This window comes from Clostridium algoriphilum (assembly GCF_020443705.1).
GTDB classification, from domain to species: Bacteria; Bacillota; Clostridia; order Clostridiales; family Clostridiaceae; genus Clostridium_AD; species Clostridium_AD algoriphilum.
Map to the genome: position 1 here is coordinate 1 of NZ_JAIZZK010000043.1, position 20,787 is coordinate 20,787.

22 protein-coding genes are annotated in these 20,787 nt (G+C 29.4%); 17 read left to right on the forward strand and 5 right to left on the reverse strand.

Annotated features, from left to right (window positions below; genetic code table 11):
* Window positions 1-410: 410 nt before the first annotated feature.
* Window positions 411-1,013 carry a recombinase family protein gene (locus tag LGK95_RS19470; RefSeq protein ID WP_226126578.1) on the forward strand — a complete coding sequence of 201 codons (603 nt, stop codon included), beginning with the start codon at window positions 411-413 and terminating at the stop codon, window positions 1,011-1,013.
* Between the two features lie 164 nt (window positions 1,014-1,177).
* On the opposite strand, the gene LGK95_RS19475 is transcribed toward LGK95_RS19470, so the two are convergent.
* Window positions 1,178-1,672: a GNAT family N-acetyltransferase gene (locus LGK95_RS19475; protein ID WP_226126579.1), complete on the reverse strand. Its 495-nt coding sequence runs from the start codon at window positions 1,670-1,672 to the stop codon at window positions 1,178-1,180.
* A gap of 286 nt (window positions 1,673-1,958) precedes the next feature.
* On the opposite strand from LGK95_RS19475, the gene LGK95_RS19480 reads away from it, so the two are divergent.
* The 7 genes from LGK95_RS19480 to LGK95_RS19510 all read left to right on the forward strand — a co-directional run bounded on the left by LGK95_RS19480 (window position 1,959) and on the right by LGK95_RS19510 (window position 7,140).
* Window positions 1,959-2,375, forward strand: a complete 417-nt coding sequence (locus LGK95_RS19480) for a MarR family winged helix-turn-helix transcriptional regulator (RefSeq protein WP_226126580.1) — start codon at window positions 1,959-1,961, stop codon at window positions 2,373-2,375.
* Window positions 2,372-3,229, forward strand: coding sequence for an SDR family oxidoreductase (locus LGK95_RS19485; protein WP_226126581.1), 858 nt, complete (start codon window positions 2,372-2,374; stop codon window positions 3,227-3,229). The genes LGK95_RS19480 and LGK95_RS19485 overlap by 4 nt, the downstream gene beginning before the upstream one ends.
* Window positions 3,230-3,454: 225 nt before the next feature.
* On the forward strand, window positions 3,455-3,871 hold the full coding sequence (locus LGK95_RS19490) for a CBO0543 family protein (protein WP_226126582.1): 417 nt from the start codon (window positions 3,455-3,457) through the stop codon (window positions 3,869-3,871).
* A gap of 164 nt (window positions 3,872-4,035) precedes the next feature.
* Window positions 4,036-5,049 (forward strand): DUF3231 family protein, encoded by a 1,014-nt coding sequence (locus tag LGK95_RS19495; RefSeq protein ID WP_226126583.1) that lies wholly within the window; start codon window positions 4,036-4,038, stop codon window positions 5,047-5,049.
* Window positions 5,050-5,556: 507 nt separating this feature from the next.
* Window positions 5,557-5,724 carry a hypothetical protein gene (locus LGK95_RS19500; RefSeq protein WP_226126584.1) on the forward strand — a complete coding sequence of 56 codons (168 nt, stop codon included), beginning with the start codon at window positions 5,557-5,559 and terminating at the stop codon, window positions 5,722-5,724.
* 554 nt (window positions 5,725-6,278) lie between these two features.
* Window positions 6,279-6,416, forward strand: coding sequence for an SHOCT domain-containing protein (locus LGK95_RS19505; RefSeq protein ID WP_226126585.1), 138 nt, complete (start codon window positions 6,279-6,281; stop codon window positions 6,414-6,416).
* Window positions 6,417-6,921: 505 nt separating this feature from the next.
* Window positions 6,922-7,140, forward strand: coding sequence for a hypothetical protein (locus LGK95_RS19510; protein WP_226126586.1), 219 nt, complete (start codon window positions 6,922-6,924; stop codon window positions 7,138-7,140).
* Window positions 7,141-7,780: 640 nt separating this feature from the next.
* Here LGK95_RS19510 and LGK95_RS19515 read toward each other — a convergent pair.
* The 3 genes from LGK95_RS19515 to LGK95_RS22580 form a co-directional block, all read right to left on the reverse strand.
* Window positions 7,781-8,860 (reverse strand): hypothetical protein, encoded by a 1,080-nt coding sequence (locus LGK95_RS19515; protein WP_226126587.1) that lies wholly within the window; start codon window positions 8,858-8,860, stop codon window positions 7,781-7,783.
* A gap of 815 nt (window positions 8,861-9,675) precedes the next feature.
* The gene (locus LGK95_RS19520; protein ID WP_226125278.1) at window positions 9,676-10,053 is read right to left on the reverse strand and encodes a VOC family protein; all 378 of its coding nucleotides are present in this window, start codon (window positions 10,051-10,053) and stop codon (window positions 9,676-9,678) included.
* On the reverse strand, window positions 10,022-10,153 hold the full coding sequence (locus LGK95_RS22580; RefSeq protein ID WP_264174620.1) for a hypothetical protein: 132 nt from the start codon (window positions 10,151-10,153) through the stop codon (window positions 10,022-10,024). Before LGK95_RS22580 ends, LGK95_RS19520 begins: the two co-directional genes overlap by 32 nt.
* A gap of 604 nt (window positions 10,154-10,757) precedes the next feature.
* On the opposite strand from LGK95_RS22580, the gene LGK95_RS19525 reads away from it, so the two are divergent.
* The 9 genes from LGK95_RS19525 to fsa all read left to right on the forward strand — a co-directional run bounded on the left by LGK95_RS19525 (window position 10,758) and on the right by fsa (window position 19,229).
* Window positions 10,758-10,925 (forward strand): hypothetical protein, encoded by a 168-nt coding sequence (locus LGK95_RS19525; RefSeq protein ID WP_226126588.1) that lies wholly within the window; start codon window positions 10,758-10,760, stop codon window positions 10,923-10,925.
* A gap of 318 nt (window positions 10,926-11,243) precedes the next feature.
* A complete protein-coding gene (locus LGK95_RS19530) occupies window positions 11,244-13,382 on the forward strand; it encodes a BglG family transcription antiterminator (RefSeq protein WP_226126589.1) in 2,139 nt (712 codons plus the stop codon).
* Window positions 13,383-13,403: 21 nt separating this feature from the next.
* The gene (locus LGK95_RS19535) at window positions 13,404-14,429 is read left to right on the forward strand and encodes a 6-phosphofructokinase (RefSeq protein WP_226126590.1); all 1,026 of its coding nucleotides are present in this window, start codon (window positions 13,404-13,406) and stop codon (window positions 14,427-14,429) included.
* Between the two features lie 94 nt (window positions 14,430-14,523).
* The gene (locus tag LGK95_RS19540; protein WP_226126591.1) at window positions 14,524-14,814 is read left to right on the forward strand and encodes a PTS sugar transporter subunit IIB; all 291 of its coding nucleotides are present in this window, start codon (window positions 14,524-14,526) and stop codon (window positions 14,812-14,814) included.
* 65 nt (window positions 14,815-14,879) lie between these two features.
* Window positions 14,880-16,160, forward strand: a complete 1,281-nt coding sequence (locus LGK95_RS19545; RefSeq protein WP_226126592.1) for a PTS sugar transporter subunit IIC — start codon at window positions 14,880-14,882, stop codon at window positions 16,158-16,160.
* Window positions 16,161-16,181: 21 nt separating this feature from the next.
* A complete protein-coding gene (locus LGK95_RS19550; protein WP_226126593.1) occupies window positions 16,182-16,574 on the forward strand; it encodes a tetratricopeptide repeat protein in 393 nt (130 codons plus the stop codon).
* A gap of 66 nt (window positions 16,575-16,640) precedes the next feature.
* Complete coding sequence (locus LGK95_RS19555; protein WP_226126594.1) at window positions 16,641-17,489, forward strand: class II fructose-bisphosphate aldolase; 849 nt, start codon at window positions 16,641-16,643, stop codon at window positions 17,487-17,489.
* A 329-nt stretch (window positions 17,490-17,818) separates the two neighbouring features.
* On the forward strand, window positions 17,819-18,412 hold the full coding sequence (locus LGK95_RS19560; RefSeq protein ID WP_226126595.1) for an AAA family ATPase: 594 nt from the start codon (window positions 17,819-17,821) through the stop codon (window positions 18,410-18,412).
* A gap of 169 nt (window positions 18,413-18,581) precedes the next feature.
* Window positions 18,582-19,229 carry a fructose-6-phosphate aldolase gene (gene fsa, locus LGK95_RS19565; protein ID WP_226126596.1) on the forward strand — a complete coding sequence of 216 codons (648 nt, stop codon included), beginning with the start codon at window positions 18,582-18,584 and terminating at the stop codon, window positions 19,227-19,229.
* Window positions 19,230-20,120: 891 nt separating this feature from the next.
* Here the strand turns inward: fsa and LGK95_RS19570 are convergent.
* Window positions 20,121-20,309, reverse strand: coding sequence for an alpha/beta-type small acid-soluble spore protein (locus LGK95_RS19570; protein ID WP_226126597.1), 189 nt, complete (start codon window positions 20,307-20,309; stop codon window positions 20,121-20,123).
* Window positions 20,310-20,787 lie beyond the last annotated feature (478 nt).

Consider the following 20,787-nt stretch of genomic DNA (forward strand, 5'->3'; position numbering starts at 1 on the left):
ATAAGTCGTTATAACATAGGTGGTCTTTGGAATATATTATATAAATGGATAGACAATAAAGAAAGAGAATCCCCTAAAGAGATGGTTCAAGTAATTAGAAAAGCAATTGGTGATTTTTCAAAATCAATTAAGGACATTTAACCCTTAATATAATTGGAATTGAAAAAAGCAAATGTCGTGAAATATAAATTTCATGACATTTATTTACGTAATGTCACACCCTATTGAGCTATCGTTTATAAAGGTATACCTTATAGGACAGAATAAAATTAACCAATCCAAGCCATTCATAACGTTTATCAAGGTTGTAAAATGTAAATTTAAACGTTTGTAAAACGGGCTCCACCTTTTCAAACTATTATGTTATACTTAATACATGAGATAAATGAACATTTGGGGGTATTAAGTATATGAGGATTTATGGATATGCAAGGGTAAGCACTAAAGAACAAAATTTAGGTAGGCAAATGGTGGATTTAGAAAAGTATGTTGATACTAATTATATTTTTACTGATAAGCAAAGTGGTAAGGATATGGACAGAAAGGAATATCAATTACTTAGAAAAGTATCACAGAAAGACGATACCATTTATATTAAATCCTTGGATAGGTTAGGAAGAAATAAGCAACAGATAAAACAAGAGTTAGAATATTATAAATTAAAAGGTGTAAGAGTTAAAATTTTAGAAATACCAACAACTATGATGGATATAAAAGAAGGTCAAGAATGGCTAATAGATATGATTAATAATTTATTACTTGAGGTATTAAGCACTATGGCAGAACATGAAAGAATAAGTATTAAGGAACGACAAACAGAAGGGATTGCAGTATTAAGAAGTAAGAACAATGGTAAAGGAATTGGAAGACCTAAGGTAGAATATCCAAGCAACTTTAAAGAAGTTTATAAGCAATGGAAACAAAAAAATATAACAGGGGTAAAGGCTATGGAATTATTGAATCTAAAAAAGAATACATTTTATAGTTTGATTAAACAAGAAGAGGGTAAATAAGTAAATAATACCTTTTTTTTATTGAATGAATTATAGGCTTCTCATATTAGCTAATCCTTCAAATAGATTTATAACAATAATAAATCTTTTTCAAAAGTTATACAATGCAAATTGAAACATTTCAAATGTAGATTTGTTGTATATTGCAGTCTTTTACATGACAGTTAGATAATTTTCCCCATATAATATTCAGCAACATATTTCCCATCAACTATAAGTGAGTTTTCTTTTAAACCTTCTTTTTTGAACCCCATTTTTTCATATAATTTAATTGCACCCTCATTATGTTCCATCACAGTTAATTCTAATCTTGTAATCCTATTTTCTAATGCCCATTTCTGCAACTCTTCAAATAAGTTTACTCCAATTTTTTTACCTCTATAATCTCTTAATATCCCAATAACTATATATGCTCTATGGCTTATTTTTTTAGCAAATCCTCTTTCAGATGATAAGAAGCCAATTATATCTCCTTTATCTTCTGCTACTAATCTTAACGATTTTGAATTACATATATTATTAATATTAGAGTCCATTTCTTCTATAGTCGTTTTTCTTTCTCCTGGTTCCCACATCATATTGGTTGTTTCATTGTCCAATTGCTTTAACATATTCAAGAATTTTTCTGAATCCTTAATTTCAATTTTTCTTATAATCATACGGTTACCTCCACGTTATTTATGACATGTTTTTTTACGACTACGAAATAAATATTTAGTCAATTATACTATAATTAACCATGATTTTCATATAGAAATTGAAATGTGTTATTACTAATAATACGATAGAAACTATTTATTTGTATTTAAATTCAATTGGTCAAAATAATAAATTTGGTTTTAATTATACTATTAATGGTTTAGATTCATTATCGGATTGACAAATATAGGATAAGTTAGTATACTGCCAATGTAGTTAGTATACTAACTACATTGGAGGCGCCATATGCAAAACCTATCTTATTTAATAATCAAGGCATCAAGGAATCTTAAAAACAAATTGGATAAAGCATTAAAGAAATTCGACATAACTGCTGTACAGTTTTCAGTTATAATTCAAATATATTCATCAGATCATCCAATTACGGCAGCAGAAATAGCTCAGAAGCTCGGATCAGATAGGCCAACTATTTCAGGGGTTATAAATAGATTAGAGAAAAAAGGCATAGTTCTTAAAATTGACAATCCAGAAGATAAAAGATCTTCTTATTTAGAGATATATAAAGAATCTAATAAGTTAGTTGATAAAATTAAAGTCATAAGTGATGAATTAACAATTAATATATTTTCAGTTTATTCAAAAGAAGAAACTAAACAATTTACAGGAATGATTTTCAAATTAATTGAAGGGACTGAAGAATGATGGATAATAAAATATTATTAACCGGAGTAACCGGGAATGTAGGGAGTGCAGTAGTTAACTATTTGAAAAGTATAAATATAGACTTCATAGCAGGCGTAAGAGACATAGAAAGGAGCAAACACCAAGATGATTCTATACAGTATATACATTTTGATTTCCAAGATACAATAACCTATGAAACGGCTTTACATGGTGTTAAAAAAGTATTTTTAGTAAGACCTCCACAATTGACAGATGTCAGAGGAATATTTATACCGTTTATTCAAAAATGCAAAGAAGTTGGAGTAACTCAAATTGTATTTTTATCTTTATTAGGTGCAGAAAAAAATCCTTTTCCACCCCATCACAAAATTGAGAAGGCTATTGTAGAGTCTAAAATTCCTTACACCTTTATTCGGCCTAGCTTTTTTATGCAAAATTTATCGACAACACATGCAGAGGATATCAAAGAACGAGACGACCTATTTATCCCTTCAGGAAAAGCTAAAGTTAGCTTTATAGATACAAGAGATATTGGTGAAATTATTGGCAGAACAATTACAGAGGAAGGGCATAAAAATAAGGCATATACTATTACGGGTTCTGAGTCTATTACTTATTTTGAAGTTGCAGATACCATGACAAGAGTACTTGAAAGAAAAATCACATATTCAAATCCATCTCCGTTTAAATTTAGAAAAGACATGATTAAAAGGGGGATTAAAAAAAAATTTGCAACGGTAATGATGGTATTATATATTACAACAAAATTAGGCATGGCAAACCATGTTACGAATACTGCTGAATTACTTTTGAAAAGAAAACCTATAACAATAGACGACTTTATAAAAGATCATATTGATGTTTGGCGATAAGCAGGATAGTTGAGCTTTATAAATATTAGAATAACAAATGTCGTGAAATCATGGTTTCTTTCACGGCATCATAGGCTATATCTTTTAGTATATTCAATAACTCAATATAAATTTAACGCACTTTATAAGAATGCCCTAATTTATAATTTAAATAAATTAGGGCATTAATAATATTAATTAGTCACTGTTAACTAATATTATTATTCAAATTAGGCAGGTTTTCCTATGTATTATATATTGCTTGCAGTTGTATCCATTGCTATTTGCTATAAATTTGGAGATTGGAAAAATTGGAAAAAATATTATCCAACAATTTTATTCCTGATTTTAAGTAATGTTGTTTGTATTTTTTTAACATATAATCATACATTATGGTTGTATGATACAAAAATATTAAATCACTCGTTTTGCGATCTATTTATTTGTATAACAGTATATCCAAGTACAGTAATGCTATTTATTCCTAATTTTCCAAAGAAAATGACGAAAATCATTATTCATATTTCGTTTTATGTTGTTGTTTTCACTATAGCAGAATGTATTGGCCTAAAACTTGGATATTTCTCTCATTTTAATGGTTGGAATATATGGTTTTCTACTATATTTAATTATATATTGTTCTTGGTATTATCTTCATTATAAAAAGCCATTGTATGCTTGGGGTATTGCACTTATAAGTCCTCATATCTTATTTTTTTTAATGAAAATACCATATAGTAGCATAAAATAAGATGAATTTAAACATAATATATATTAAATAATAAGGATTTTATGTAATCTTAAAAATCAAAGGAAGAAGGATTTAAATGACAACTGAAGCAAAAATACAAATAACTTCATCAGAATTAGGTACATTATGGTCGACTTATATATCAAAGTCAGCAAGGTTACTAATACACGAATTTTTTAAAAATAAAACTATTGATAAAGAAGCTCAAAACATAATAGCTGAATTTATTACAAAAGGAGAAAATATAAAAACTGACATTGTGGATATATTTAATAATGAAAAAGCAGTTCTTCCAATAGCATTTTCTGAACAGGATGTTGTAATGGAGGCACCTACTCTTTTTGATGATATATTTCATATAATGTTTCTTCGTCAAATGATGAAATTAAATATGGGGTATTGTTCTGTATATTCAGCTATGTCATATACGAAAGAAGTTCAAGATATATTTAAGATTAACAACGAGGTTGCTAATAAATACTATGTTATAACAACAAAATATCTATTAGGAAAAGGGGTACTTGCAAAACCTCCATATGTGACTATGCCAAAGAAAGTAGAATTTATTGAAAATAAAAGTTACATGAGTGGTCATAATCCTTTTTCTGGTAAACGCTCATTAAATACACTTGAGGTTGGTTTTCTTAATGAAGGTATTGAAGATAATATCTTTGGTATGCAGTTGATGACAGGATTTGCACAAGTTGCAACAGACAATGAAGTTAGAAAATACTTCATTGAAGGCAAAGAATTAGCAAAAAATATAATTTCTAAATTAAGTGATATATTATTACAAAGTGATATTCAACCTCCAAGTACATGGGCAGGCAGAGCCACCGATTCAACAACAACACCATTCTCAGATAAACTTATGATGTTTATTACAAGTTTATTGAACAACACAGCAGTAGGTTACAATGCTTTAGGTACATCATTTAGTATGAGAGGCGATTTGCATTCTAAGCTGGCACTTATTTCAAAGGATGCATTTGATTTTGCAAAAAAAGGTAGTAAGCTAATGATAGAACACAAATGGATGGAAGAACCTCCTCAAATGGAAGATCGAAATAAGCTTACAAAATCTAAATAAAAGAACAATTGTTGTAAAAGTAAAAATATCATAAAAGGTTAATGTCGTGAAAACATAATTTCACGGCATTTGTTATTAGTAAAATAAAAATCAATTAATTTCATACAACATAACACTCCTCTATACTATATCCCCAGACATATCATCCTTGGTTATTAATTTTCCACAATATAATTAATATAGGGGTACTGGCAGCAAAACGCGGAAATTACACGCTAAGGATTAAAATTAATCAAAACAACGATTTAAATATACTCTAACGTATTTTTGTAATTGTAACTAGCTTGTGCCACCCTGTTTACAGGGATTTAAAATGTGGAAAATTGATCTTATATTATAAAATTCATCCCCTTCATTGAATAATTATTGTAAGGCTGTCAATAATTTAGATATCCTACTTAAGGTTAAAAAATCATTTACAAAAGCTTATAAATTGATTGGCAACCGATGCAAAAGTAATTCTACATTCGATGAATAATTTGAAGATTATTTATAGGAGGAATTGTCATGGAGCATCTTAAAGTAGGAGTTTTTGTAGTATCCATCATAATACTTTCCATGCATTATAAGGTAGTTGAGATTAATTTTAATCTCCTGTCAAAGAATGTAGGAACTATTGCTGTATGGATAGCTTGTATTATGCTAGGAGCGATTATTTCGTCCTGGCTTGAATAATGAGCTGGAAGGTAGCTTCAATAAAAAGAAGTTGCCTTTTGCTTTTTACAAGCTATTTACAATTCGTAATCTTTAGCAAGTTCGATATATCACAGTTATTCTAGGGTTATCGGAGAATCATACTAACCACCCTTTGGTTGGTGTTACCGTCTTCTTTCATAGAATCTTCCCTACGGGCTACCTTTCCATTCCTTCAGTTGGTTTAATAATAAGGGGCTTGTCCAAGTTTCATGGTTGTGTATAAAAAAATATTAATGAATATTGCTCAAGCTAACCAATATTTTTACAAATATCTCTTAAATTTTAAAGTTATTGTTTTTCAATATGCAAACCCCATTTAAGATAATTTTCGTTATATTGCATGCCAGTTTCCGTCTGAGGATGTTTACAGGAACTTTTTATATTATCACCTAAACGTAAATTATCAAATTTAACGCGTAACATTGGCTTACAGCATATATTCCAAAAAGTAAAAACATGGTAAACTAGAGATGCTGGTACATAAAAGTCCACAGCTAATAATAATATAGTACAATGTAACTGGGGTGATGTTATTGGAATTAGAGCGGAAACAACAAAGAGTAACAGATGAGATTATGCAATATAAAGAATTATTAGATGATGGAATTATAACAGAAGAAGAGTTTTCTATTAAGAAAAAAGAATTATTGTTTTCAGTTAAGGAAAAATAATAAAATAAGTATGCAATAATAAGGGGCTTAATAATTTGCCTTCTTTTTTTTATTTAGAAAATCTTAAATTCATTATTTACCATAAAATAATCACTCACAATACCATGTATAAAGTGATATTCAAAGTAAGTCCCTCAAAGACAGTGATTTAGTGAGTTTATAAGGTATGCACATGAATAGAATAATAAGAAAAAAAGTAATGTTCGTTAAAAAATTACATGGGAAAGGAGGGCAAAAGCCCACCTCACCCCACCCCTACATCCTTATGATATATTTAAGAAATATTTCTTTTTTTGGTTTAATTTAATTCATAGTGTTATCCTTTTTTAACTTTTTTTAAGTATTAAAATCGGTCTATTATATGGTATTCTTAGGTAAGCATAAGTGTGTACATAAAATTAAAAAAATTTATAGATTTTTTTAAAGATTTAAATAAATTGAAATAATTAAGGCTATTGCATGATTATATACAGTAACACAAAAATCATAAAGGTGGTGGAATGGGATGAATGAAAAAGAAAAGGCTGATTATAGGGCAAGACAGGAGGAACGCATTGGAGGGGAAATGACATCAGAGTTAATATTTACTCCCCAATGCTGTAAGTGTACACAGAATAGGGAGATAGACCAGTGTAAGCAGTTTATACAAAAACCAAATGAGTATATGGAGAATGAAAAGGTATTTCCTTATACAGTACCATACACTCATAAAAACAGGGTATGATATATATTGTTCCCTACCCGGTACTTCGTAAATTGTTTGCCTCATATCTGATTTATGTTTTTTAAGTTTAGAAAATAATAGCTTCAAAATTTAAGAGATATTATTGAAAATATCGGAATATATTGCACTCTAAATAAAAAGCCATTCAACATAATAAACGTTATCTTAAAGGGCTTTTGTTCTATTCTATTTAATAAGTGCATGGGCAAATAAATGAGTGAACGCAACATATTTTTTACATAAATATGGTATACTAATTATAATTACTTGTTATTGTAAAATATGGTAATAAACAAGTAGTTTGTTGTTTAATTAGAGTCCCCTTTAATTAAATATAAAGTAGATAATAAAATGTACTCTATAAAGTAGACTTTTTTTATTGTCTACTTTATAGGGTACATTTTGAGAGCAGATGTTTTTTTTAATATTATATTATCTTTATCATAAACATTTGTTGTAAAAGTAATAATAGTAAATGTCGTGAAAAGATAATTTCACGACATTTATTGTATCCTTATAACTAGCCTATACCCTCATAGTTACATTAATGTAACTAATAAACCACCCTATAAGGGATATTTTTAGCCTCTAATTGAGAATATACACTCCATTTATGCATTATTTCTCACTTTTAATTTTATTAAATTAAATCGCTCATTGAATCTACACTTGGCTCAATTATTTCTCCTTTTAACTCTAATTTAGTCCAAGATAACAATTCAAACAATTGATGTCCTTTATAATATTTAATCTTATCATAATTTTCTTTTGAAATTTTTTCTCCGTGTGAAGATAAATTTCTTGTCTCGTATAAATTTTCTAGCATTTCATTTAATGTAAATAACCCTGAAATTAATTCAATATTATGTTTACGTACATACATCATCATTTCGTACCACATAAGATGTTTTCTAGGCTTATTTCTTGAATCTACCAACTGAATAATTTCATTTATCTCTTGCTCAATTACACCACAATATTGTTTTGCAAGCATATTGTAGGATAAGATTCTATTATGACCAGTAGTAAATTGTTCCTCAACTGCGTCAGCTGAAGCCAGATCCAACATTGAATCTTCTTTTAACCCGCAACAATGGACCTCATAAATTGAATAATAATAATCTATTTTATCTAATGAAGTCCATTTAAACCAAATATGTTCTGATTGCTCGTCACTATAAGAATATTCCCAAGATGATATCTCACCATTTGTTGCAACAAAAATTTCAACGCTATCAATATATTTCTGTAATCCTTGCAAAATGATTTGATACGCAAGCATAGATAAAGTTTTCATTGCAGCATAATCACATTTTTCATAGTCAGATTTAAATAAATATTCATTATAATTCATAGATGAAATTTCATTTAAAACTACATTTTCAGGAAGAGTCAATGTATTTTTAGAGAATTTAACCTTTACCTGTTCAATAACATCATCAGATTTTTCTTCATAACTTCCTGTCATATCAAAAACTTCTTTTATAACTTCATAATACCTTGATTCTCCTTTTTCCGTCAATTCTAACAATGACGTACTTAAAAATCTAACCATATTATCATTAATATTTTTACGACTTAAATGGCCAATAAGTTGCTCTAAGGTTGCCAAGGCATAATTTTTTGAGCCAGTCAAATAGTTATGTCTTGGAACAATCATATTGTTTGAATCAAGGTATATACCATCAATTTTTTTATTAATTGGTTCCCATGTAATCACTTTTTTTAGCACCTCCATATTTTTTAATCTTATCATTGCAATAGCTTACATCATATTACCATAATATGTTACATATTAGTATATTTTTGTATCCCTTAGCATCTACATTCAACAAAATAAGTGTTATAGTGAATGCTCCTTCGATCTATTGGTATTTCATTAGATTCACAAGGCATACAACATAACGAAAATTATCTTAAATGGGGTTTGCATATTGAAAAACAATAACTTTAAAATTTAAGAGATATTCGTAAAAATATTGGTTAGCTTGAGCAATATTCATTAATATTTTTTTATACACAACCATGAAACTTGAACAAGCCCCTTATTATTAAACCAACTGAAGGAATGGAAAGGTAGCCCGTAGGGAAGATTCTATGAAAGAAGACGGCAACACCAACCAAAGGGTGGTTAGTATGATTCTCCGCTAACCCTAGAATAACTGTGATATATCGAACTTGCTAAAGATTACGAATTGTAAATAGCTTGTAAAAAGCAAAAGGCAACTTCTTTTTATTGAAGCTACCTTCCAGCTCATTATTCAAGCCAGGACGAAATAATCGCTCCTAGCATAATACAAGCTATCCATACAGCGATAGTTCCTACATTCTTTGACAGGAGATTAAAATTAATCTCAACTACCTTATAATGCATGGAAAGTATTATGATGGATACTGGGTGTTTTTGCCTATCCCGCCAAAAAGGTATATTAGTAGATTATATAGAAAAAAGGCATTGCTGCCTTTTAAAGTTGATGAACAATAAATGAAGATTGCGTGGTAGGGTTAGGCTCGCTTAATTTAATCATTAGATTTTTAATGCATCAAAATAAGACAAAAAGGATGCCCAGCAGGGTCAATCATAACTGTCCATTCTGCTGAAAATTGAATATCTGCTAACCTTGCACCACAGGAAATTGCATGGGCAATTTCTTTATCTAACTCATCCATTTTAACAAAAAAGTCTAAATGAGCCATTGGTTGTTGTTTTTCATCCTCAGGTGGCCACACTGGTCTTTTATAATTAGGAATTTCTTGAAATACCAAAGATGTTGCTTCGTTTTTATCACTGTATACAATAATATATTTATCATCCATGTGATATACTTTTTTCTTCCAACCTAATAAATTTTGATAAAAATTCGATAGTTCTTCTGAATTATCAGAATCCAAAACAGTCGCTCTTAATTTCATTAAACAATCTCCCCATTTCTACAAATATAAATAGTCTTACATCACATTTTTCTACGACTACGTCGTAAGTCCTATATATAATATTATCATTATTTACCACACTTTGTAATAAATTTTTACAACCGATATTTGTATCGACCCTTAAAAGCCATTAGTTTGTAAGAAGTGTAATGAAGTTATAATTATAAAACCATTAATCAATAGTAAAAAACTCTGAGAATAATATCTTGGAGGTTTTTACTTTTTGTACAATTTTTTAAGATTATTACAAATATAATATTTAAAGACAAAAAAATAAAAGAGACTAGTATCAATTAGCCTCATTTAAAAAGAGATATTAAATTTTTATGTCTTTTATATCTTGTCCACTTTTTTTAGAAATATTCACTGTTTTAAAGATTAAATTATTTAATTAGTTTTCAGTGAAGATTCATAATTGTATTTTAACTAATTAATCGTTGATACTGTAAGAATAGGTTAATAGACTTAAATCAGACCAAATGGAGGAATGGAAGGGTAGCCCGTAGGGAAGTTCCATTAGGGAATGTGGTAGTAGCAAACGGAAGTGCGGTAGTTAGATTTTAGTTAAATTTGATAAAAACAGTGTACCTATGGGTTATAGACATTGAACGAATGCTCATAATCATAAATCTTTTACAATATCCTTTTGTTATTTGTTCTTGCATGGTAAGATTTGTTAAAAGATGTCAGAAGTATTGACAGTGCTGCAAATCCATCTGGTAAATTATCTACAGACTTCCCTGCGGAGGTTAAAGGATACTATTATTGGTAAAAAATCTCTACCATATTCATCTGCAGAGAGCAATTTTGTTCAACCACCGGAGTTACTTATGACTAAGGTATTTATGTAGGCTATCGATATTATGATAAATACAAGGTTTCTGTATCCTATGAGTTTAGATATATCCCCATTAAATATAAGTTCAAAATATTTTTTTATTATTATAAATATATAGAATGTTTTGTGAATTAATTATACTAATGCTATTTAGATCCGTTTAGTATCATTAGATTTCTTGTATTAAATTAATTTGAAGTTTTGTATTAATGCAAAATATTCACTATATGTATGCATTAATATGAACTTAACAATTGGTTTTATATCGTATATACTAAAAATATGATATGAAGCAATTACAAAAATACAAAATTTGTAAGGAGTGTTCATATTGATTAATGAAAGATGTGCTCAAATTCTATATTATATAATTGATGAGCAAAAACCAGTAAAATTAAGTGTATTTTCAAAAAAATTTAATTTATCTTTACGTACAATTAGATATGATATTGAAAAAATTGATGATTTCCTATTAATCAATGAGTTGACACCACTTGAAAGAGACTCTAAACTTGGTATTTCATATATGGTAAACGCGGACCATATTGAAAAATTGAAAATGTTAATAAGTAATAAAGAGTTAAATGAATATATAGTTAATCCTAATGAAAGAATTAATTATATCCTGATTTCAATGTTTGAATCTAATTGTTATGTAGTAATTGATAAATTGGCTGAAGATATAAAGGTCAGCCGTAGTACAATAATCAATGATTTAAGAAAAGTAAGGAAATGGCTCAAAAATCATAAATTAAGGTTGGAGGCTATTCCATCAAAAGGCATTAAGGTTATAGGTAATGAAAAAGATTACAGGAATGCAGTTTTATATTTATTGTTTGAATCATTAAGTTTTAATATAAACACAGACTCTATAAGGAAAGTAGACATAGTAAGTAAAAACAAGTTAGATGAAAGTTTTAATAAGATTTTTGAGAATTTAGATATTGATGTAATCAAGGAAATAGTAGGAACCGCCGAAAAACAATTAAATAGATATTTATCAGATGAAAGTTATTCAGCATTAGTATTACATATTGCATTGGCAATAAAACGAATACAGATTGGTAAAGACATTCATATGTCATGCAATGAGCTTAAAACTTTAAAAATATCAAATGAATTTTCAGTTGCATCAACAATGGTAATAATATTACAAGAAAAATTCAAAATTATATTTCCCATAGATGAGATAGGATATATAACACTTCATTTATTAAGCGGAAAAGAAAATAATACAAATGTAGAAATTCATAAAGATAGAGATTGGCTTCAAGTACAAGCATTATCAAGAAAAATAATAGAAAATGCCGGAAATGCAATGGGAGTTGATTTTGTTAATGATAATGTTCTATATGAAGGTTTATTAAAACATTTAGGACCAACTATATATAGATTAAAGAATAATCTTCCGCTTTATAATCCCATGCTAAAGGAAATAAAAGAGCAATACAGTTTTATGTTTAATAGTGTAGAAAGTTCTATTGAACCTTTAGAAAATTTTGTTGGCAGTAAAATACCTGATGAAGAATTAGGATATATAACAATTCATTTTGGAGCGGCCTATGAAAGGAAAAAAAATACACATAAGAATGTTTATAAAGTGATTTTGGCATGCAGTACAGGAGTAGGTACTTCAAAACTACTAGAATCTAGATTAAACAGTGAATTTAATAATTTTAAAATAGTTGAAAACGTTTCTATCCATCAAATCAAATTAATGAATTTAGAAAATATTGATTTGATATTATCAACTATTCCAATTGAATATTTGAACAAGCCTATTTTGAATGTTAGTCCAATGCTTCTAGACAAGGACATAAAGAAGATAAACAAATTTTGTAAAGAGAACGCACCTATTAAAGAAAAAGAATTTAATAAACAGGTACGATTATTAGATGAAATTCTACTAACAGTAGAAAAGAATTGTTCAATAATTTCTAAAACAAAACTAATACAAGAATTATCTAATTGCCTTGAAAACGCAGGGCTGTTAGACATTAAGGAGGTATATCAACCGATGTTAAGTGAACTGTTAACAAAAAATACAATAAAAGTTAATGTGGATGCTTCTGATTGGGAAGACGCAGTTAGAAAGGGTGGAGAAATATTAGTAGAAAATGGATCTGTGGAACCTAGATTTGTAAATGCAATGATTGAAACGGTTGAGGAAATGGGTCCATATATAGTTATCGTACCAGGAATAGCATTACCACATGCTAGACCTAGTGATGGAGTAATCAAAATGGGCATGAGTCTAATAAAATTATCTACTCCCGTAAATTTTGGAAACGAGGAGAATGATCCTGTAAGTGTTGTAATAAGTTTAGGTGCTATTGATAATCATTCACACATTAAAGCTTTATCAACACTTGTGAATTTATTTAATAATGAAGAAAAAATCGAAATTTTAAAAAATGCTAACTCTTTAGAGGAAATATTACCTTTATTAAAAGATAAAGATGAGGATTAAAACAAGGGGTTGATTGTAAACATGAAACCTATCAAAAAAATCGCTGTCATAACTAGTGGAGGAGATGCACCAGGTATTAATTCTGCATTATTTGGTATGATGAGCAAAAATAGCAATATTGAAGTCTGTGGATTTAATGGCGGATATGATGGCATTTTAACTTCAGATCCAATCTATTTTAAAGATATCAATTTAAAACAGGCTAATGTAAGTGGTAATTGTATTTTGATAACTTCAAGAAGCATTGCACCGAGAAGTAAAGAAGGCAGGGCAAAGATAATTAAGCGCTTAAATTCACTTGGTATAGATGCACTTGTAGTATGTGGTGGAGATGGTTCTTTCAAAGCAGCTGAATTATTAATTGAACAAGGTATGCCATGTTTAGGTATTCCATTAACTATTGATAATGATATATATGGGACAGAATGTACAGTTGGTTATAATACAGTAATTAAGAGAGTTACAGATGTATTATATAGTTTACACCAAACAGCCCATAACATGCCAGGAAGAATTTTTATGGTAGAGGTTTTTGGGGGGGACTCAGGACACATCGCGATAGCTAGTGCATTAGCAGGTGGGGCTGACATAGCTATAATTCCAGAAATGACTAGACAGCCACAGGATATTGTAAATAGGATTAATGAGATATTAAAAAGTAAAAATGATTATGTAATAATTGTTTGTTCAGAAGCTGTATATGATACCAACGATTATATTCATGGTGATCAAGGAATGTCTATAGTGATAGGCAAAAAAATAAAAGAACTAACAGGCATGAGGGTAAGACATTCAGTGTTAGGATATTTTCAACGAGGGGGAGATCCTGATCCAGCTGATTCATTGATAGCATTACAAATGGGCAGTTTTGCGATGGAAAGTATTAAGAATGGGAAGGTAGGATATATGGTTGGCTGGGATCATGGTAGGTGCGTTTTGGTTCCACTATCTACGGTTGTATCAAATAGAAAAGAACTTGATAATAATTTGTTAAAAATAGCTTCAGAAAAAGGAATGATAATTGGAAAGAAAGTTAGTTCATTGTGATATTCCAATATAGTTTTAGTAAACGCATACATTATATTAGTAGGCTTTGCAATGAATAATAATCAACTTGTTTTATATTAAGGAGGGAAATAAAATGTTAAAAATATTAATGGTTTGTGGTGCTGGATTAGGAAGTAGCTTTGCTTGTGAAATGACCGTTGAATCTGTATTAAAGGATCTTAATGTTACTGCAAAATTAGAACATTCTGATGTTACCTCAGTTGCTGGTTCAAGGGCAGATATTATTATCTCTGCAACAAATTTTGAGAAACTAGTAAATAGATATGAGACAACTGCAACTAAGATATTTCTAAAACGATTAGTCGATAAAAATGAGATTAAAGAGAAGTTAGTTCCAGTTCTAAAAGAAAAAGGTGCATTATAGTTTGCTAGTGTTAAATACTTATGAAAAAACATTATTGTAAATATTAAGTTTAAGGGGGAATAAACATGGTTGTTGTAAATTTTATAGTCAATAATATTTTGACACAAGCATCCATTACAATTGCTTTAATAGCGTTATTTGGATTAATGTTACAAAGAAAAAAAGCAGGAGAGGTTATATCTGGAGCATTTAAAACACTATTAGGGTTTCTAATATTATCTGCTGGGTCTGGAATAATAGTTCTTTCATTACTCTATTTAGGAAAAATATTTACAAAAGGATTCGGGATGCAAGGAATAGTTCCTTCAATCGAAGCAATTAATGGGCAAGCAATGAATAACTTACATCTTGGAAACCAAATTGCACTAACATTCTTAGCAATATTTGTTTTTAATATAATCATTGCAAGATTTACTAAATGGAAATATATATTTTTAACTGGTCAAGCAATCTTATGGATGGCCACTATGACTACTATATTTGGACACTTTGCTGGGCTAAGTGGAGCAGCATTAATAATAGTTGGAGGATTTGTTGGAGGAGTTTTTGCAGTTGCAATGCCAGCGCTTGCTCAACCTATAGTTCGTAAAATAACAGGTAGTAATGATATCGCATTAGGACATTTTTGTACGGTTGGATATCTGTTTACTGCTGGTGTGGCTAAGCTTGTAGGTGATAAAACTAAGTCAACTGAAGAGTTGGTTTTACCAAAAGGATTGGAGTTTTTACAAGACACATATCTTTCATTAGCATTTGTTATGATACCGCTTTATGTTGTAACAGCTTTTTTCGCAGGATCTAAGTTTGGTTCTACCCTTTCAGGAGATGTTAATTATGTTGTATATGCGTTCTTACAAGCGGTTCAATTTATTGTAGGAGTCTACGTATTATTAGCAGGTGTTAGACTTTTGTTAGCTGAAATTGTTCCCGCATTTAGAGGTATTGCGTTAAAAGTTGTACCAGATGCGATTCCTGCACTCGATTGCCCAGTGCTATTTGCGTATGCACCAAATGCTGTAACAATTGGTTTTATAGGTACAACAATAGGCAGTGTTATCGCAATGTTTCTTCTACCTAAGTTTGGGCTAGCTATGATATTACCAGGAATGCTAACAAACTTTTTCGCAGGTGGTACTGCAGGTGTTTTTGCTAATGCAGTCGGAGGTAAAAGAGGGGCTATAATTGCCACGATAGCTCATGGAATCTTCATAACATTGCTTCCAGCACTATTAGTAGTGAGCTTTAATAAAATGGGATTTATAAATGCAACAGCAACTGATGTTGATACTGTAACGGCAGCATTACTATTTTCATGGTTTATCACTCCAATACTTAAAGCAATTTAATCTATAAAGGAGGAGGTATAAATGTTTTTTAAAAAAAAGAAAATGAGAGAAACTTCTTCAACTTTAAAACAAGAAAATATTAAACCATTAGATAAAGAGAAGTTAATAGAAGAAGCAAAAATTTTATCTAATACTATTGATACACTTGTAGATGATGAGAAGATTAAAGTGTTAAATAGAATTGGAAGTTTGTACTTTGAAGCAGATAAAATAGATGATGCTATTAAATATTATGAAATTAGTATTAGTGAAAAGAAGGCTCTTGGTAAGGCATATACGGATTTGGTAAAGCTATATAATATTAAAAGAAAAGAAGCTGTAACAGAAAAAAATACTGAGGGCGTGAAACATTACTTGGATAAAATTGATACCTTATTACAACTATCTAAGGATGTAATTCGAGGAAGAGTTTAAAAATAAAATTCAACAATAAAAACTAATAAGTTAATTAAAAAATAAAATATTAAGGGGTTGTTTAGTATGTATTTAACATTAAAAGAAATTTTAAAAAACACTAGAAAAAACAAATTTGCAGTAGGTTCATTTAATATTCATTGCCTTGAAATGGTTCCTTCAATGATAAAGGCTGCTAAAGCTAAAAACTCTCCTATTATATTACAAATATCACCAACAACATGCAAATATATAGGAGCAGCATTACTTTGCAATGTAGTAAAAGAATTAGCTAAAGAAACCGCTGTTAATGTCACATTACATTTAGATCACACAAAAGATTTTCTTACAATTAAAGATGCAATAGACAATGGTTTTAGTTCAGTTATGATTGATGCTTCAGCACTTTCACTTGAAGAAAATATTAAGAAAACAAAAGAAGTAGTTAATTATGCCAAACAACATGGTGTATCAGTAGAAGCAGAACTAGGAACTATTGGAGGTACTGAAGATGGAGTTGCTTTAAATGATGGAAAAGTTAGGTATACAAGTCCCGAAGATGCAGTAAAATTTGTTAAGGAAACAGGCATAGACGCTTTAGCAATAGGTTTTGGTACCTCACATGGACAATGGAAATCAAAAGCAAAACTTAGTTTTGATGTATTAAAAAATATTCATGATGTAATCGATATTCCATTAGTACTTCATGGAGGAACCGGTGTTTCCGAAGAAGATTTAAAAAAATGTATATTAGGTGGAATATCTAAAGTAAATATAGGAACTGAACTAAATGTAGCATGGGTAAAAGATGCGAAGGAACATTTAGAAAAAGCAGACCTTGCAGATTCATGCAGAGACCTTGTAATACCTTCAAATGATGCCGTTCAAAAGGTTATTGAAAATAAAATAGATATATTAGGTAGTTCAAATAAATAATAGTATATTATTGGCAAAAACAAATAAATATGATTTTTGCCACAAAGCTAAATTCTTTTGAAATCTAATTGATGATTTGGTAAATGAAGAAATTGCTAAATTATCTTCTATCAAGGTTGGAGATCATTTGATCTATATAAAGAGAATTTCTGTTAATTCAAATGAAATACCTTATGAATAAATAACTGCTTGAACTCTGTAGATGCTATCATTTGAATAAGAATTACAACTTATTTCTTTATAATCATTACGGTATTAGATATTATCATTTCTAATGCCGTATTCTTATAAAAAGGGGAAAAAGAGGTGCACTGTATATGAAAAAAGTGATGATTCTGCTAGCCGGATATCCTGCAACTGGTAAATCTTATTTAGCCAATCAGATTATTGAAGCATGTGGAGAATTTACAATCGTATCACAGGATGATTTGAAAGAAAAATTATATGATCAATATGGATATGATGATTTAAATGGGAAAAAATTTTTAGAATGTGAAAGTTGGGTTTCCTATTACAGTATGATGCGTATTCAAATGTATGAGGGAAAGCAGATTATTTCCGACTATCCTTTTAGCGACAAACAGTATGGGACATTAAAGCAAATATCTAACACATATAAATATGATGTAGTAACAATTCGTTTGATTGGAGATCTAGATGTATTATATGAACGCTCCAAACAGAGAGATCTGGATTCAGAACGTCATCTTAGCCATACTGTAAATAAGTATCATTTGGGAGATACATTGGAAAATCGCGCAAAGGCTGATGGCTTTTTAACATATGATGTGTTTATGGATCGTTGTAAAAATAACGGTTATGGGAAATTTCAGCTAGGTCACCTGATTGAAATAGATGTAACAGATTTCTCAAAAGTAGACTATCCTGGAATCATTAGAAAATTAAGAGAAATCATAAAATAAATTACTATAATCAGATTACTCACTACAGTTTTCCTTTAAAATGGTAACTGCTAAGAAAGTATAAATGAAATGCCACAATATGTTGGAAATAACATGAATACTAATAAATTTTGCTGTAAAAGTAAGGTTTATCCCTAGACTTAATTTAAATTAGAGGAGGAAATAATAAATGAAATTGTTTATAGATACAGCTAATGTAGAAGACATTAAAGAAGCAAACGATATGGGTGTTATTTGTGGGGTTACTACTAATCCATCCTTAATAGCAAAAGAAGGCAGAGATTTTAATGAAGTAATAAAAGAAATAGCATCTATTGTAGATGGACCTATAAGTGGAGAAGTTATTGCATTAGATTCATTGGGTATGATAAAAGAAGGAAGAGAAATAGCTAAGCTACATAAAAACATGATTGTTAAAATACCAATGACTGAGGATGGTCTTAAAGCTGTTAAAGTACTTTCAAAAGAAGGAATAAAAACAAATGTAACATTAATATTCTCTGCAGGACAAGCACTACTTGCTGCAAGAGCAGGAGCTTCTTATGTAAGTCCTTTCATCGGAAGACTTGATGATATAAATGCTAATGCTATGGACTTAATAAGAACTATTGTTACAATATTTAAAGTACACGGAATAGATACTGAAATAATTTCTGCAAGTATAAGAAATCCAATGCATGTTACAGAAGCAGCAGTTGCAGGTTCACATATTGCTACAGTACCACTTAAAATTATTAAACAAATGATAAAACATCCCTTAACAGATAATGGAATAGAAAGATTTGCTAAAGATTGGAAAGAAACTTTTGGTAAATAATAAGGAGGTAGTATATGCTTAATCGTGGGAAAATATTTATAATATTCCATTAATGCGGTTACAAAAAAATAAGAAAGCCTAGCGTACTGAACTGAATCACTAAAAACGGACATTACAAAAACACCCTCAATTGTAGGATAATAAAACTATGATTGGGGGTATAATATTAATAATCAAAAGGCCTTATTACATAATAAAAGCATCCAAATTAATAGACACTCTTTACTTTGAATTATTTACCTTATAAGTTTACTCATGAAATAGCTTGAAACTGTATTGCAAGAAGTTAAAATAATAAAGTAAATAATACGGTCGTTTGTTTTACCAGTTTTATAGAAATTATAGCTCCATTAATACAGGTTTGCTGGTATTAATAGGAATAGTCTAGAGCCGTAGAGTATATTTTCCGCTAAAAGATGCCCGCACCCCAAATATAATTGTTGTAATTAGGAGCTCGTCAATATATAGAATAAATAACTAACTTAAATTCATTAATTAAAGCATTTATAAATATATTACCAAGAGGTGATATATTTATGTTTGGTACAATATTTTTTTTAGCTCTCTTTATTTCATTTATAGGTCTATTCATATCAATGTTTACTGAAGATAAGGGGGTTTATTTTTTAGGTAGTATATGTCTACTAGTTGCATATTTCATTTTATATGGCATTTTAAAACTACTGGGATGTGATGGGCTGATTAATCTAATGGTACTAAAGCAATAACTATTAATTTACATAAAATCATTAATATAAAATTTATAATATAATATGTTTTTTATATTAATGTAATTAAAGTTGGATGTCGTGAAATATATTAGTTTAACGACAGAAAGACATAAGAAAGCCTAGCGTACACTAGGCTTTCTTATGTCTTTCTTATTACTTATTATAAATTCTTTTCGTAAGCCTCCACCATTTTTTTAACCATTTGTCCGCCTACAGAACCATTCTCTCTTGAAGTTAAATCTCCATTATAACCTGCTGTAAGATTTACCCCTACTTCCTTAGCTGCCTCCATTTTAAATTTGTCTAATCCAGCCTTAGCTTGTGGTAATAATACTTTATTTCTCGACATATTAATAACCTCCTCTAAATTTATAATAATTTCATGTATAATATTATATTGTGCTTTATTTTAAACTATATACATAGAAGTTTATGGTTATTTTAAAGGTAACTTTTCCTTATTTAAGAAAGTTGTATATTTAGTTGTTTAAGCACAAAAATGCTCCCATTTTTAAAACAGATTATTATTTAATATATCTACTAGAAATGGGAGCATATTAGGGTTCAGCCTATAAACTTGATATTGTTAACTCCTTAGAAATGCTGATGCTTTTTCGATTATTCCTGTGTTACGAAGGGTGAATGGTACATTACGGAAAAAGAAGAGCCAGCATAATGGATATTATATTAAATTATAGCCAAAATAAATATCGAGGCATACAATATAATTAAAATTATATTGCATCAAAAAAGTCACAGCATTTTTACTGTGACTTTTTTGTAATCTATAATAATTCTATTGTTATACTGGTCTACGTTCCAATACT

Bases quoted from the DNA above. Each gene is read 5' to 3' on its own strand.
- LGK95_RS19470 (WP_226126578.1), top strand. From the start codon at position 411: ATGAGGATTTATGGATATGCAAGGGTAAGCACTAAAGAACAAAATTTA.
- LGK95_RS19475 (WP_226126579.1), bottom strand. From the start codon at position 1,672: ATGATTATAAGAAAAATTGAAATTAAGGATTCAGAAAAATTCTTGAAT.
- LGK95_RS19480 (WP_226126580.1), top strand. From the start codon at position 1,959: ATGCAAAACCTATCTTATTTAATAATCAAGGCATCAAGGAATCTTAAA.
- LGK95_RS19485 (WP_226126581.1), top strand. From the start codon at position 2,372: ATGATGGATAATAAAATATTATTAACCGGAGTAACCGGGAATGTAGGG.
- LGK95_RS19490 (WP_226126582.1), top strand. From the start codon at position 3,455: ATGTATTATATATTGCTTGCAGTTGTATCCATTGCTATTTGCTATAAA.
- LGK95_RS19495 (WP_226126583.1), top strand. From the start codon at position 4,036: ATGACAACTGAAGCAAAAATACAAATAACTTCATCAGAATTAGGTACA.
- LGK95_RS19500 (WP_226126584.1), top strand. From the start codon at position 5,557: ATGGAGCATCTTAAAGTAGGAGTTTTTGTAGTATCCATCATAATACTT.
- LGK95_RS19510 (WP_226126586.1), top strand. From the start codon at position 6,922: ATGAATGAAAAAGAAAAGGCTGATTATAGGGCAAGACAGGAGGAACGC.
- LGK95_RS19520 (WP_226125278.1), bottom strand. From the start codon at position 10,053: ATGAAATTAAGAGCGACTGTTTTGGATTCTGATAATTCAGAAGAACTA.
- LGK95_RS19525 (WP_226126588.1), top strand. From the start codon at position 10,758: ATGTCAGAAGTATTGACAGTGCTGCAAATCCATCTGGTAAATTATCTA.
- LGK95_RS19535 (WP_226126590.1), top strand. From the start codon at position 13,404: ATGAAACCTATCAAAAAAATCGCTGTCATAACTAGTGGAGGAGATGCA.
- LGK95_RS19540 (WP_226126591.1), top strand. From the start codon at position 14,524: ATGTTAAAAATATTAATGGTTTGTGGTGCTGGATTAGGAAGTAGCTTT.
- LGK95_RS19545 (WP_226126592.1), top strand. From the start codon at position 14,880: ATGGTTGTTGTAAATTTTATAGTCAATAATATTTTGACACAAGCATCC.
- LGK95_RS19550 (WP_226126593.1), top strand. From the start codon at position 16,182: ATGTTTTTTAAAAAAAAGAAAATGAGAGAAACTTCTTCAACTTTAAAA.
- LGK95_RS19555 (WP_226126594.1), top strand. From the start codon at position 16,641: ATGTATTTAACATTAAAAGAAATTTTAAAAAACACTAGAAAAAACAAA.
- LGK95_RS19560 (WP_226126595.1), top strand. From the start codon at position 17,819: ATGATTCTGCTAGCCGGATATCCTGCAACTGGTAAATCTTATTTAGCC.
- fsa (WP_226126596.1), top strand. From the start codon at position 18,582: ATGAAATTGTTTATAGATACAGCTAATGTAGAAGACATTAAAGAAGCA.
- LGK95_RS19570 (WP_226126597.1), bottom strand. From the start codon at position 20,309: ATGTCGAGAAATAAAGTATTATTACCACAAGCTAAGGCTGGATTAGAC.